Here is a 14,197-nt window from a genome sequence, read left to right on the forward strand (position 1 = left end):
TCTTTTCAAACCGTTCTCTTAAGGTACGTGCGCAATCGATTTCGGGAGGAATAGGCAGATGGGAAATCGTTACGTGCCACTCATTGGGATGGTTGCGTTGGCTAGTCAGCAGTATCTGGCGATCGCGTTCATCTATTCGGCCATTCCTGTGATCCTTCGGGGCAACGGTGCCAGCCTGGAACTAGTCGGCCTCTACGGCACCGCTTTCTTTGCATTCACCGTTAACTTCCTTTGGGCCCCGGTGGTGGATCGATGGAGCCTCAATCGTCTCGGGCTGAGACGTTCGTGGATCCTGTTGACCCAATTCGCCAGTACCATTGTGCTGGCAGCAATGGCATTCTTGAACCCGAAGACCGATTTTGTGTCGCTTTTTCTTGTCTCCCTGGTACTTGCGACCATCGCCGCCACGCAGCGGATCGCGACTTTGGGCTATATAGCCGAAGCTCTCGATTCCAGCGAACGGCCGCTCGGCGCAGCGCTGCTGGGTTGGGGCCGGGCCATCGGCCATGTCATCGGCGGCGCCGTCTGCCTCCAATTGATCGAGATGGTCGGCTGGCGTCCAGCTTTGTTGGGTTTGGCGATGCTGCTAGCCGTTTTCGCTGGTTGGGTGTTCGCTATTTCTGAACCGCTCCAACGCAGCGACCGATGCAGCTCGACGCAGCGCCTCTCGATCTCCGCGATCTTTCGCTACCATGACCTGTGGACGACGGCCGCATTGATCGCCGGCGGTTATCGGGATCGCTGTGGCGTTCGCGACGGTTCAGTTACGGCTCGTTGACCTCGGCTTCGCCGCGGTAGACATTGGATGGATCGGAGCGCTTTCGAACGTATTGACGTACACGCTGGTAGCGCCGCTGACCAGCGCCATCATCGGCCGAATGGCACCGCAGCGAGGCTTGATCGGGGGCTGCGCAGTCATGGCGATAAGTTTCGGCGCACTTGCGATGGTTGATCGCTACGTCAGCGTTCGCGTAAGCGCCGTCGTGAGCGTCGGTATCGTGTTCGCGGCACTCGCTGTTCAACATGTCACGTTCACGAACTGGTTTCTCGGGCTCGCCCGGCCGGGCAAGGCGGGCACAGATGTCACGTTTCTGACTTCGGTAATGTCGGCGTCAGCGTTGGTGGGCTTCGCGGCGAGTGGGTTTGCCGTGGCAAGATTAGGTTACGCGGTCACGCTGATACTGCCGGGCCTCGGCTCTGCTCTCTCGGCCTTGCTCGGCCTGGCATTGCTCCGTCAATCTGATAAGGAAGGGCCGGCGAGAGTTAGCAGGCCCTTTTCTGCGGAGCAAATCGTTGGCGCGAGGGACTTACGGAATGAACGACGATGATGGAGTGATCACGCTCATTGGCCGCACCTATAGTTTTGAATCAGCTCATCGCCTTCCCAATCTCCCCGATGGCCACAAATGCAAGAACCTACACGGCCACAACTACCGTATGGAAGTGGTGATGCGCGGACAGGTAGACGCGAGGGGATTCGTGAGGGATTTCGCTGAAATGGATGCCGAGCTGGAGCCGCTGCTGAAGCTCGTCGATCACCGACTGCTCAACGATGTCGACGGACTGGAGAACCCCACCGCCGAGATCATCGCCCGTTGGTTCTTTGATCGCATTCCCAATTGCGCGAGTGTGCGGATTTATGAGACTGCCGATTGTTGGGCGGAGGTTGCGGCTTGTGGCGGCAGTCCCAAACGCGCGCCGAGGTAGTCGAGGGCGCTGACGCCAATGCAAGAGCACTGTGGATGCCGAGCAATGTGGCCGGTGCTCGGCGGCGTCCGCGCTTGCCTAGGCATGGAACTCGACCGATATTCCTCAGCTGCTGCTGATCCCCATTGGCTTGCCACGGTGGAAGAGTTCCCGCGCCCAGTCATCGGGCCGCTCATCCGGTCGAGATGCAGGCAGTCTGGGTCGCTGCTGACTTGTCTGGGATCGTGGCCGTCCACGCAACATTGCCCTGATGGCGTGACGCGGCGCCGACATCCCACTCGTAAATCAGCGAGCTGATTGGCATCCAACGGCCGGATACTGCGATTGCCCTTGAGCAGGCAGATCTACAATGCGCTTCACTGATGTCGCGTTACTCTCGAACTATTCTCGAAGTAGTTGCTCTGCCCATCGTCAATCTAGAGCCACAGCCTCGCTTTGTGCGCAATGTCCACGGGCATGACCATCGCCCTCTGGAGGCGCTTTGCTAAACCGTGACGCGTACTTCGTGGAAGTGTGTGGAATGACGAGTTTTTGCGCCTCGGGCGAGGGGGACGACTACTCGATCCGGTAGCTTTGTCGTTCAGCCGCATGAGCTAGTGGTTAGGGCCGTTTTGACAGACACGCCTCGCGCACCAAGGGCCGCGCCGGGCAGGGGAAACGCGATGAAATTGACCGCTCCGGGTCTCACCTCTCTTGCGCTGATCCTGTTTGCCTCTGGGGCGATGGGGAGCGCTTGGGCCAACAATCCGTCGCCCGCCCAGGTCACAATACCGGCCGGCCAGAAGGGTGGTGGCGGGCCAAAACCTGGGCATGTCGTCGCTGACCGAGCAGCATCGCCTGCCGCCGGACTCCAGCACCAGGCACACGCTTGAGCTGCCTGGGCGGACGCTTTCTTTCGTCGCGACCGTCGGTTCCATCCGCCTGTTCGACGATAAGGGTGAGCCGCAGGCCGATATCGTCTATACCTCCTATCAGCTTGAAGGCGCTGATCTCGGCACGCGCCCGGTGACATTCTTCTTCAACGGCGGACCAGGCTCATCATCGGCTTGGCTGCAGCTTGGCAATGCCGGACCGTGGCGGCTGCCGATCAATGCTGACGAGGTCACGCCATCGACCTTTCCCGAGGTGAGTCCAAACGCGGAAACGTGGCTCGATTTCACTGATCTGGTGTTTCTTGATCCTGTAGGCACCGGCTATAGCCGTTTCGCGGCGACCGGCGATGACGCGCGCAAGTGGCTCTATTCCGTTGAGGGCGACGTCAACGCGCTCGCGCTGGTGATCCGTCGCTGGCTCGAAAAGCATGACCGGCTGTTGTCGCCGAAGTACATCGCGGGTGAAAGTTATGGCGGCATTCGTGGGCCAAAGGTCGTCGACCAGCTGCAGATGCGGCAGGGCGTAGGCGTCAGGGGCCTGATCATGGTCTCGCCAGTGTTCGACTACAGCGCCGCCAGGAGCGTGCTGCAGTACGTCGCCACGCTGCCCAGCTATGTCGCGACCCTGCGTGAAGCCGAAGGTTCGGTAAACCGAGCCGATCTCGCCGACGTGGAAGCTTATGCGCGCGGCGAGTTTCTGGTCGATCTCATCAAAGGCCAGGCCGACAAGGAAGCAACTACGCGTCTGGCCAACAAGGTCGCGGTGCTGACCGGCATCGACCAAGCGGTCAGCAGACGGCTCGCCGGCCGTTTCGAAGTCGCCGAATTCCGCCGCGAGTTCGACCGCAAGAATGGCAAGTTAATCGGCAGGTATGATGCCTCTGTGCGTGGCCTCGATCCATATCCGGATTCCGATTTCCAGCTTTCAGGCGATCCCTCAAGCGATACGCTGGCGGCGCCTCTGACCAGCGCCACTGTCGATCTCCTTACGCGCAAGCTTGGCTGGCGGCCGGAGGGCTCCTATGAACTGGCCAATCGCAAGGTCAGGGAGGCCTGGGATTTCGGCCGCAGCCCTCCGGAGTCAGTTTCGGAGCTGCGCAAGATCTTGGCGACGGACCGGAACATGAAATTGCTGGTGGCGCACGGGCTATTTGACCTCGCCACGCCATATTTCGGATCACAGATCGTGCTCGATCAACTGCCGCCATTTGCCTCCACACCGCGCGTCAAACTTGTTGTGTTTCCGGGCGGCCACATGTTCTATTCACGAGATGCCTCGCGCCACGCGTTTCGAGCAGAGGTCGAAGCGCTGATGAAATAAGGCCGATACCAGGCCTGGTCAGGAGCAAGGCCGCCTTCGTACAAACATAATGTCGTTGATGCTACGGGACAGAGCACAAGGGGCGGTCTCTCGCCGATCAAGGCGTGGATTGTCGTAGTCCGGCCGCTAGACGACGCATTCCAAAAATGGCTGTGAACAAAATTCGGCTTGATCAGGCAAGCAGTAAGCTGGCCGACGCCATCTGATGCGCGCTCACACGCTGGGCGGGCGTGACGCGCTTCTCGGAATTGGCAGAGCGTCTTCCTGGAGAGCCGAAATGAATTTGAGCCCGTGCCTTGCGGCACACTTCGGTGAAGTGATCGTGAGGCGCTGGCTCATGAAGCAAGGTTTTATTCGCCGCAACTACCAGGCGAGCTTCGATTTGTCCTTTCGACCACCCAAAACCGGCATGCATTCTTTAATGGCTCTTACGGGCCATGACTCGATCTTCTCAGAGTCTGGTGCCGAAATCCCCCGGTTTACTGCGCTTCGGAAAAAGACGCGGGTGCTTGGAGGAGCCACCCGCGCTAAGTTTGCTTCGCCAGCTTGGCCGCCTTGGGGGGCGTGAAGATAAACAGCCAAGCCGATGAGGTTCTCAGCAATTCATGTGCCAAGCGGGTCACGATGCAAGAGTATACACAAACAGAGGCGGTACTCGACAGAGCGCAGCGGCCAGGCAGACACGACGGAAAATCGTGCGGCCGGTTGCTGACAGACCGCGCACGACTTGCGATCCAAACGTGCGGCACTCAGGAGGTTTAATCAACAAGCGACGTCCTCAGCGACCCGCGTTCTGGACCATCATCGTTCTGTCAGAAAAGCCTGCCGTCGAACCCGCGAGCTGATTACTCTTTGTTGGACATGCGCTCATCGTTCCGTTCCAAAGTCTGATTTCCGCACGCTCCATCGAGCGTCCTGGAAACCCGATCCCAGCGGCAAGTGTCTCGACCGGAAAAAGGGTGAGCTTTCACCACACGGGTGGCATAATCCGCGCAACATTGCACGAGATGACGGTACCGCACCCGGAGTTTCGCGAACACAATCGAATGGTCTTAGGAACTCGCAAACACCGCGTCGTCAATGCTAGGTCACCTGCGAGGACCACCCCAAGCTGACGCAAAGAGCTGCAAGTTGCTCGATAGCGTCACCTTGGCTTGCTGGCCGCCGTTCGCGCATCAACGAGCATCGGAGCATGAGCGATCATCTGATCGGAAGGAGCGACGCGAGAAAGCAGCGGGCGTCCTCCATTGTCTTCCAGCTGCGTCATTGTTTGTCCGACAGCCTGCAAAAGGACCGGCTGGACCGCCATGACCCAACCATAAGCTGAGCGGGAGGCCTCCCACCGCGCCGGCCGGGCACGAGTTGAATTATGTGATCGGCTCAAGGTCAAAGAACTGCAGAACCGGGCGCGACCTGTCTAACGGACACGCAGCGCAAACAGACCCCGTGTATCTGTTTGCCGATGTGGCAAAGCGCCGCGCACGCAACAGCGGGCGGAGCAGGCTAGCTCACCTGTCCGTGGCCATCGAGCTCAGGTGAATTCCGACAGCGTCATTGAACTCCAGGCGACTACGGAGCTCGTCCGAGAATCTCCGCACAGGTCGTCTTGTCTCCCGAAGGTGGACGCGTACGTCAGGAAAAATTCACACGAGAAAAGTCCGGAGAGGGTTGAAACGCACCTAACGTCAAGTTGTACGATCTGAAAAATAGACGGCGAGGGTCGTCAAAACCTCCAACGAGCGACAGTGTGCGAATGTCTCAAGTCTTAGGCTCACGCAGGAAGCGGCAATCATCAAATGCGCCGTGCCGGGATCCGGGTCGGCCGCCACGGTCCGACGCGCACTGCTGATCCGATTTCAATATTGCCGGAGTGGCGCGCGTAAGCCGTCCGGTTGGACTGTCGACGCGCGGCGACAAGCCGACACTCGCGCTGAAATCTGCGGGATGCGTATGGCCGGATCAGAGTGGCGCGTCGCGCCAAATGGGGCTCGCGGGGCGGTCATAATGCGAACTGTTGGGAGATCTGAAGGACATCGCTCAAGAGCCTTGCGGGACATCACTTCGCATCCGCGACTGGATGTGCAGGTTGTCCCTGGGCAGCTTCTTCGACTGCCGATCCGAAGCGCACCCGGGTTCTATCGCGCAGGGCTCAAAGCTCTTGAACGGCGCTCGCCGTCTCTTTGCTGGGGCGGCTTTGCTCCAGATGCATCGATGAATACAACTGAGGGGGAATAGTGTGACAAGACAGCGTTCTTTGCTGACGCCTGGTCCATTGTCGTTATCGCTGGATGTCAGGAGCCAAATGCAGCTTGACCTTGCATCGCGCGATTGCGAGTTCAAGGAAGTGACCGCCCGCATGCGGCGGCTGATCCTCAATTTGCTGGCAAATGCCGACGACTATTCGGTGGTCCCGATTCAGGGAGGCGGCTCTTTTGCGATGGAAGCCGCTCTGTCAACATTCGTGTCTTCAGCCCACAAACCACTCGTTTGCATAAACGGCATCTATGGCGAGCGCATATACAAGATGCTGCGGCTATGGGGTGTCGAAGCGCAGACGCTTGCCAAGCGGGCGACCGACCCTTTGGATCCTCAGGAGATCGGCGAGCATCTGAACCGAAATCCCGGCGTTACGCACCTGTGTTTCGTTCATTGCGAGACCACGACCGGCATCGTCAATCCGCTGAATGCGATCGTGGAGGAGGCGAGGCGGCGTGGCGTGAAGACGATCGTCGACGGGATGAGTTCTTTTGGCGGCATCGATATTGACCTGAGCAAGGGTGGCCCTGACGTCCTAGTCACGTCGAGCAACAAGTGCATAGAGGGGCCTCCGGGCGTAGCGTTTGTCATCGCCTCTCGCGAACTGTTGGAGAAAGCGGTTCAAGAGCCGAGGTCATTTGTGCTCGACGTGAGAGACCAATGGTTCTCGCTGGAGCGCACAGGTGAATGGCGTTCGACACCTCCCACCCATATCGTTCAGGCAACGACCAGGGCATTGGAGATCCTGGAGGAAGAGAGCATTCCTGCCCGTCGCCGCAGGTATGAGAAGGTCAGGGACGATCTCCTCAAGGAACTCGAGGGAGTGGTCTCCCCGCTGCTAGCCGCCAACGTGCAGTCGCCGGTCTGCGTTGCGTTCGTTGCGCCGTCGGGGATGGCGGATCAGGCAGCATTTGACGGGCTGTATCGCCACCTGGCGAGCCACAACCTTTACATCTACTCCAAGCTGCACATTGCGACGCGGAGTTTCCGGATCGGCTGCATCGGGGAAATTCAATCCGGTTGGATTCAGCAGTTGGGTTGCGCCTTCCGGACATACTTCCGCCCTGGACAGGGTGCGGCAGCGCGACCAATATCCGCCCAGGAGACATCCCAGGCCCTCGTCAAGGTGCCGCCTCGCGTGGCAGCGGGCGCGCAGGTGCCATGGTCCCCCGAGACTGCCGTTCTGCACGCGGGTTACCGTCGCGACCCGGTGACGAAGGCTGTGGCCGTGCCGATATATCAGAACACGGCTTATGAACTCGATGGCGATCTGAACCACATTGCCGATGTCTACAACGTAAAGGCTGATGGGTTCACCTATACAAGGATCATCAATCCGACGACCCGCGCGCTGGAAAGAAGGTATGCGGCGGTCGATACGGGAAGGGATTCGCTCGCCGTCGCATCAGGGCAAGCGGCAACCTTCCTTGCCATCGTCAACCTGGCAAGCGGGCAGGTCGGGGATAATGTCGTCGCCTCGCCATATCTGTATGGCAATACCTGGAACCTGCTCCATAACACGCTGAAGCGTCTTGGCATCAGCGTCAGGACGGCGGATCCTCGAAGGCCCGAGACGTTCGAACGTGCCATCGATGATCGCACGATATGCCTGTTCGGAGAGGTGATTTCGAACCCCTGTCTGATTCCGCTTCCGGTCAAGCAGCTGGCGGAGATCGGTCGGAAGTACGGCGTTCCCCTGGTGGTGGATAATACGACGACGCCACTGGTATGCCGGCCGTCAGATCTCGGTGCTGCGATCACGACGTACTCCGCGACGAAATACATATGCGGCCATGGCACCACACTGGGCGGACTGATTGTCGACAACGGCAAGTTCAGCTACCGCGGAGCCTCCCGCTTTCCGTTGTTCAACGGTCCTGACGAGGCGCATGGCGGGATCATCTGGCGCAGCGCGCTGCAAGATGTCGACGATCTTGGAAAGAGCGAGTTTCTGCTGAAGGCCCGCATGACTTGGTTGCGCGATACGGGGGCTGCGATCGCTCCGTTTGCGAGCTTCCAACTGATCCAGGGGCTTGAGACGCTGCCGCTTCGCATGAAGCAGCACTGCGCCAACGCCAAGGTCGTCGCAGACGCTCTCAAGGAGCATCCAAAGGTACGCCGTGTCTTCTATCCGGGGCTTTTCGAAGGAGCGGATCGGGAAACCGTCGATCAGACGCTCAATCCGGCATACGGGCACGGCGCAATGGTCATGTTCGAGGTGGAGGACGAGCTGGCCGGACGCAAGTTCATCCAGAACGTCGACTTGATGTATCACGTTTCGAATGTGGGAGATGCCCGCACGCTGGTGACGCATCCCGTTTCCACGACACACACAACCGTTCCACGGGAAAAGCGCGAGGCCGCCGGCATATTCGGCGGTTCGATCCGGCTTTGCGTCGGCATCGAGGACGTCGACGACATTGTCCGCGATCTGCACAAGGCGCTCTCCGCAATCTGACAACCTGGAAAATGATCAGGAAGGGATTCCCATGAATCAGCCAGAAGCTTGGAAACTGAAGTCGTCACGCTATGAGGCCGTTCCATTCAGCCGCGAGATCAATAAGCAGCTCTCCGAGCTGAGGCCCGATAACATAACGGGTGCTGCCTATATCGCGAAAGACTACACCGTGATCGCGGCGTGCACGCTCGCGACCGTGTCGGTCTCATGGTGGTTGTATCCACTCGCGGTTCTTTTGATCGGCGCCTACCAGCGCGGATTGACGACGATCGCGCACGATGCGGCTCACCGCACGCTCGCGAAGAACACCACCTGGAACTACGTCCTCGGGATTCTGTTCGCTGCCTATCCGCTGTTCCAGCGCCACTGGGCCTACCGGATCTCACACGTCTATTTGCATCATCCATACCTCGGCGACCCGGACAAGGATCCTGACCTGAAGTTCTTCCTGGCCAACGGTGTTTACGACGTGCAGCCGCCTGAGCGATACGCGTTCAACCTGATCTGGAAGCCGATATTTGGCGGTGCGACGGTGTCGTACCTGAAGTATCTCTGGACCAACCGGTTTTCGATTAGAGATGCCGAGGACGAGAGCCGCTCGGGCATACTTATCGACAAATATGGCTTCTATCTCTTCTGGATCTGCATCCTGGGCGGATCATATGCCCTTGGGCTGCTCCACATCGTGATCCTGTTCTGGATCGTGCCCTATCTCACCACGTTCCAGGTGCTTGGCTGGTTTGTTGAACTCGCCGAGCACTCACCGATGTGCGAGACCGAGACGCAGAACGTCTATCTGACAAGGAATCGCAAAGGGAATTTCCTGGAGCGGGCTATCCTTGGGCAAAACCTGGATGAATATCACCTCGAGCATCACCTCTCGCCCGGCATCCCGTTCTGGCTGTTGCACAAAGCCCAGAAAATCAGGATGCAAGATCCGGCTTACGCAAAGGTTGCCGCAAGCTGGGGAGGGCTCTTCGTCAAGGGGCCGCAAGGTCAGCCGAGCGTCATCACTCAGTTGAAGGAGCGAAACCGGCGTCTGTATGAGCAATCTATGCGCGGTGCCAACACGAGCGGACAACCCGCGTGACGTTGCAACGGCCACACAAAGCCCGCGCCGTGGTCGGCATCACCTCGAACCGTCTGTTGGTCGATGGTGTGCATCGCGATTGGTTGCGGCGCAAGTACGTCAAGGCCCTGCTTCATCATGCGGGCGTGGCGTGCGTCATATTGCCGACGATCGACGCTGAAGATGCGCCGGTTGAGACCGCACGGGCGTTCATGCGGACTCTCGACGGGCTCGTGTTGACAGGAGACGAATCCAACGTCGATCCTGCCGTTCTGAGGGCGCCTGCGTCCTGTCCGGCACCTGATCAGCAAGACAGCGAGAATGGAATCCGTGATCGTCCCCGGGACAGGCTATCCGGGGCAGCGATCAGGAACGCCATTGCGCAGGGAATGCCGATCCTGGGCATTTGCCGCGGTCTGCAGGAGCTCAACGTCCATTTCGGCGGCACGCTTCGCTCATCCCTTAGCGAGTGGAGTCTGGGAAGTGGCCAGATGCACGCCGAGAAGACAGACCGCCCGAGAGATCGCCAGTACGATGTCGCGCATAGTATCAGGGTATGTCCGGAAGGTGCGCTCTTTCCGATCGCGCGCACCGTCGAAGCACAGGTCAACTCCCTTCACAATCAAGGCATAGAGGTGCTGGCCAGTGCGCTAAGACGGGAGGCGTGGGCGCCTGACGGCCTGGTCGAAGCGGTTTCGGTCGTGGGCGCGCCGACGCTGCAGATCGCCGTGCAATGGCACCCCGAATGGCACGCCTCAACCGATCTGCTGAGCAAGCGACTATTCACGGCATTCGGAGAGGCGTGTCTCGCGTACGCCGAACAAAGAAGCACGAGAGGTGGACAGTGACATTTCAAACCAAACGCGGTCCGCCCAGATCCAAAGGGGAGTTCACCGGAACCGACGCGCCGGCATGGTTCGGGGTGCGCGCTGCGCCGCGACAGCCTCGGACCAACGGCGGGCGATCGACAAGCCGCTTCGCTCTGGGAGTTCTCTTTGTGGCGCTTTACGTCGTCCTGAGCGCGGCCGGCGAGGTGTATGCGGCATCGTATTTTCAGCAGGCAGACCTGTTCGTTGCGCTGTTGGTGTCCTTTGCCGCCGTATGTCTGTCGTTCAATCTGCTGGCTGGTCACGGGACGGGCAGGGCACGAGTGACGAAGCCAGCGCTCGTGGCTTTTGTGTCGCTCAATCTCGTGACCGCGATCAGCTGGATAGGATTGTTTGTCGGCCTGAAATACACCGAACCTGCGATCGTCGTCGCGTTCATGGTGGCGCTAGGACCCGCCGCAACAGTGTGGTTGAACGCGGTGATCAGGCGGAAGGGTATCCCTCCAGCATCCGACATCGTCGTGAGCGCCACGATTGCGATGATTGGCGGCTACATGATCTGGATCTCGGTCAGCGGCAATGCGGGCGTGCAGTGGGGGCCTCGATCGTCCTTGGGCATCGTCCTCGCAATCGTGGCCGGCCTGTCGCTGGCGCTTACAAATATACTGGTCAAACTGCTGTTCGACCACGGATTTTCCGGCCGACAGGTGTTGGCGCACCGGTTCTATGGAACGATTCTCCTATTGCTGGGACTGGTCGACTATTCCTCCATGGTGCTTGAGATCTCGCAGCATTGGCCTGCGATCGCGGCGATCGGGCTATCCACGATCATTGTTCCTTTGCTCTTGATCCAGGAGGGTATCCGACGGGTCGAGCCTTTCACCGTCAACATGGTGCTGTCCACCGCCCCTGTCATCACGTTCCTGTTCCAGTACTTCGATTCTCGCATCGTGCCTTCGCTACATACGTTCGTTGGAAATGTTCTCATCACGATTGTCGCTGTCGGCAACGTCTACTCGCAGTATCGGAGGACCGCATGAACGAACGCAAATGTGTAATCGTCGACGCATATTCGACTGGCCGATTTCTACCTGAAGAGTTCAAGCGGTACGGAATTGGAACGGTGCACGTGATGTCGGCTGCACAGATCCCAGCCATCTTCCAGTCGCACTTCAACGCGGACCTGTATGATGAAGTCATTCGTCCCCGCGAATGCATGGCGCGCGACGAGATCCTTGAATTTCATCTTCAGGCGCTCCACGGCAGGGAGCTGGAGTTCGTTATTGCGGGGTCCGAGACCGGGGTTGAGCTCGCCGACTCCATCTCGGAGCGACTGGGCCTGCCCTCGAATGGCACGGCTTTGTCAGCCGCCCGGCGTGATAAATCGCGGATGTCCGAAGCGTTGGCCGCAGCAGGCGTGCGATCGATCAGGCAGGTCGTGTCTGACAATGCCGTTGAGATCGCTAGCTGGAAACGTCAAGAGAACTTCGATGAGATCGTGATCAAGCCACTAAATAGCACAGGCACGGAGGACGTGTTCTTCTGCTCGGCTGATGCGGATGTCGAGCGCGCTCTGACTGCCATCGTCGGAAAGACGAACCGGGTCGGAGCGTTCAATGAACTGGCGCTTGCACAGGAGAAAATAAACGGTCAGCAATATACCGTAAATGCCGTCTCGATCGATGGAGAAGCGTTCATCACCGAGGCCTGGACTTATGAGACCGTTCCCGTCGAGGGCGCATCGTCGGTCTGCTCACGCGAGTGGTTGCTCGGATCCAGGGAGCCCATCGTTCTGGAGCTGTCCGATTATCTTGTGCGTGCGTTGCAGGCGCTGCAGATCGTGAACGGACCAGCGCATGCGGAGATCATCGTCGATGATCGCGGACCGGTTTTAGTCGACTTCGGAGCGAGACTGCAAGGAACCATGTCGGCAAAGGCCAGGACCATGGCGTTGGGTGACAATCATATGTCGCTGACGGCCTGGCGATACGCAAATCCCAAGGAATTTGGTGAGTGTATGAGGTTGCGTGGGGCCTACAAGCGACAGGCTCATGCACTGTGCGTCTCGTTGATTTCCGATATGAGCGGTGTCGTTGCTGGTTACTCCGGATTGGATGCAATCCGCAACCTCTCGAGCTTTGCGGATGCCATCGCATTCGTTCCCATAGGCCAAAAGCTGGTCCCGACGATCGACCTGGTGTCCACACCAGGCATCGTGTACCTCGTCAATAACGACCTGGTACAGCTTGAGGATGACTATCGCCAATTGCGTGCGCTGCGGATGAACCAGGTGTTCGATCTGATGGCGCAGGAAGGCGGCGAATGACCGACATCCGTGTGGCGCGCACGAACTCAGCTCGTGCGGCGATGATTGGCGTGAGCGACTTTGACGGTATCCTTCGAGGTAAGCACGTCCTGGGTGAAGATCTCTCGGATGGAGACAAGATCGTCAAGTTCTCTGAAGCGGTGCTGGCGTGGGATTGTGCGGACCGGGTCATTCCCGAAGGATACACGCAAAAGCCACTCTCAGCATTCGGAGATGCCGATCTGCGTGTTCTGTCTGGCACCGGCCGTTTGGTGTCTTATCTCGGCGATCAGGATCTCTACCTTGCCGAGTTTATGGGCGCACATGAGGACATCTGCCCGCGAGGTATCCTGCGCAAAGTCCTGAAAAGGGCAGCTGATCACGGATACGGCTGCACGGCCGGGTTCGAGTTCGAGTTCATGCTGTTCAATGAGAACGCTGACACAATTGAGGACAAACCGTTCGGCCAATGGGCTCCGTTCACGCGAGGGCCTTTCGGTTACTCGATTGCGCGCTCTGTCGCGCACCAGGAGCTGTTCGGCGAGATATTGGCGCTTTGTGAGAAGGCCAGAATACCTCTCAGCGGCTTGCACTTCGAGACAGGGCCGGGCGTGATTGAAGCATCACTTCATCATTGTGATGCCCTGGAAGCTGCGGATCGAGCGATCATCTTCAAGGCAATGATAAAAGCCTGGGCGCAGACGAAAGGCATGATGGCAACATTCATGGCCAAGGTTTGTGAGGATTGGCCCGGCCAGTCGGGCCATATTCACATCTCGGTGTTCTCGGACGGCCAGAATGCGTTTTACGATAGTAACGCGTTTGGCAACGTCTCAAAGATCATGAGGCAATTTGTCGGCGGACAACTGAATTACATGAATGAGTTCTGTGTCCTCGCCGCGCCGAACTTCAATAGCTACAAGAGATTGGTCCCCGGCTACTGGGCGCCGGTCTGCCCAAGCTGGGGAATTGACAACCGCTCCTGCGCGGTGCGGGCCATTCCGGGAGAGCCGTCTTCACATCGCCTCGAGTACAGGCTGGCTGGTGCAGACATGAACCCATATCTCGCTCTCTCATGTGCTATCGGTTCGGGTGTGCTGGGCGTCGAGACCGATGCGGACTTGCCGGCTTCGATCGTTGGTGACGCAAGCATGGAAACGTGTCCTCGCTCCGGAAGGCTGCCTCAAAGCCTGGCAGAGGCAACATATCGGTTTGCACAGTCGCCGGCGGCCAATGATGTGTTCGGAGAAAGGTTTGTCGAGGCCTTTTCCTGCTCCCGGCGCTGGGAGTGGGAGGCTGTTCAACATCGGGTAACTGACTTTGAACGTCGGCGGTACTTCGAGATCATCTAGCTGTTCGCACTATTGAGGATTGCCGCCGTT

The 14,197-nt window shown here is 58.8% G+C and carries 10 protein-coding genes and 1 pseudogene; all 11 read left to right on the forward strand.

The window, feature by feature from the left end:
• Positions 1-58 precede the first annotated feature (58 nt).
• Positions 59-778, forward strand: coding sequence for an MFS transporter (locus tag ACVW1C_RS30140; RefSeq protein ID WP_456761391.1), 720 nt, complete (start codon positions 59-61; stop codon positions 776-778).
• Entirely contained in the window at positions 744-1,328 is a 585-nt protein-coding gene (locus ACVW1C_RS30145) for an MFS transporter (protein WP_456761392.1), read from the forward strand. The genes ACVW1C_RS30140 and ACVW1C_RS30145 overlap by 35 nt, the downstream gene beginning before the upstream one ends.
• Positions 1,315-1,707, forward strand: coding sequence for a 6-carboxytetrahydropterin synthase QueD (gene queD, locus ACVW1C_RS30150; RefSeq protein WP_456761393.1), 393 nt, complete (start codon positions 1,315-1,317; stop codon positions 1,705-1,707). Before ACVW1C_RS30145 ends, queD begins: the two co-directional genes overlap by 14 nt.
• Positions 1,708-2,429: 722 nt before the next feature.
• A pseudogene (locus ACVW1C_RS30155) lies at positions 2,430-3,900 on the forward strand (S10 family peptidase).
• 277 nt (positions 3,901-4,177) lie between these two features.
• Entirely contained in the window at positions 4,178-4,468 is a 291-nt protein-coding gene (locus ACVW1C_RS30160; protein WP_456761394.1) for a hypothetical protein, read from the forward strand.
• Positions 4,469-6,202: 1,734 nt separating this feature from the next.
• Positions 6,203-8,614: a 2-aminoethylphosphonate--pyruvate transaminase gene (locus tag ACVW1C_RS30165; protein ID WP_456761395.1), complete on the forward strand. Its 2,412-nt coding sequence runs from the start codon at positions 6,203-6,205 to the stop codon at positions 8,612-8,614.
• A gap of 31 nt (positions 8,615-8,645) precedes the next feature.
• The gene (gene rtxC, locus ACVW1C_RS30170) at positions 8,646-9,704 is read left to right on the forward strand and encodes a dhydrorhizobitoxine desaturase (protein ID WP_456727925.1); all 1,059 of its coding nucleotides are present in this window, start codon (positions 8,646-8,648) and stop codon (positions 9,702-9,704) included.
• Positions 9,701-10,531, forward strand: coding sequence for a gamma-glutamyl-gamma-aminobutyrate hydrolase family protein (locus ACVW1C_RS30175; protein ID WP_456761396.1), 831 nt, complete (start codon positions 9,701-9,703; stop codon positions 10,529-10,531). The genes rtxC and ACVW1C_RS30175 overlap by 4 nt, the downstream gene beginning before the upstream one ends.
• A gap of 149 nt (positions 10,532-10,680) precedes the next feature.
• Positions 10,681-11,550: an EamA family transporter gene (locus ACVW1C_RS30180; RefSeq protein ID WP_456761397.1), complete on the forward strand. Its 870-nt coding sequence runs from the start codon at positions 10,681-10,683 to the stop codon at positions 11,548-11,550.
• Positions 11,547-12,836, forward strand: a complete 1,290-nt coding sequence (locus tag ACVW1C_RS30185) for an ATP-grasp domain-containing protein (RefSeq protein WP_456727922.1) — start codon at positions 11,547-11,549, stop codon at positions 12,834-12,836. The genes ACVW1C_RS30180 and ACVW1C_RS30185 overlap by 4 nt, the downstream gene beginning before the upstream one ends.
• Complete coding sequence (locus tag ACVW1C_RS30190) at positions 12,833-14,167, forward strand: glutamine synthetase family protein (RefSeq protein WP_456727921.1); 1,335 nt, start codon at positions 12,833-12,835, stop codon at positions 14,165-14,167. The genes ACVW1C_RS30185 and ACVW1C_RS30190 overlap by 4 nt, the downstream gene beginning before the upstream one ends.
• Positions 14,168-14,197 lie beyond the last annotated feature (30 nt).

Source organism: Bradyrhizobium sp. USDA 4011 (genome assembly GCF_054063415.1).

Coding starts and splice junctions, on each gene's coding strand:
- ACVW1C_RS30140 (WP_456761391.1), top strand. CDS start 59: ATGGGAAATCGTTACGTGCCACTCATTGGGATGGTTGCGTTGGCTAGT.
- ACVW1C_RS30165 (WP_456761395.1), top strand. CDS start 6,203: ATGCAGCTTGACCTTGCATCGCGCGATTGCGAGTTCAAGGAAGTGACC.
- ACVW1C_RS30185 (WP_456727922.1), top strand. CDS start 11,547: ATGAACGAACGCAAATGTGTAATCGTCGACGCATATTCGACTGGCCGA.
- rtxC (WP_456727925.1), top strand. CDS start 8,646: ATGAATCAGCCAGAAGCTTGGAAACTGAAGTCGTCACGCTATGAGGCC.
- ACVW1C_RS30190 (WP_456727921.1), top strand. CDS start 12,833: ATGACCGACATCCGTGTGGCGCGCACGAACTCAGCTCGTGCGGCGATG.
- queD (WP_456761393.1), top strand. CDS start 1,315: ATGAACGACGATGATGGAGTGATCACGCTCATTGGCCGCACCTATAGT.
- ACVW1C_RS30160 (WP_456761394.1), top strand. CDS start 4,178: ATGAATTTGAGCCCGTGCCTTGCGGCACACTTCGGTGAAGTGATCGTG.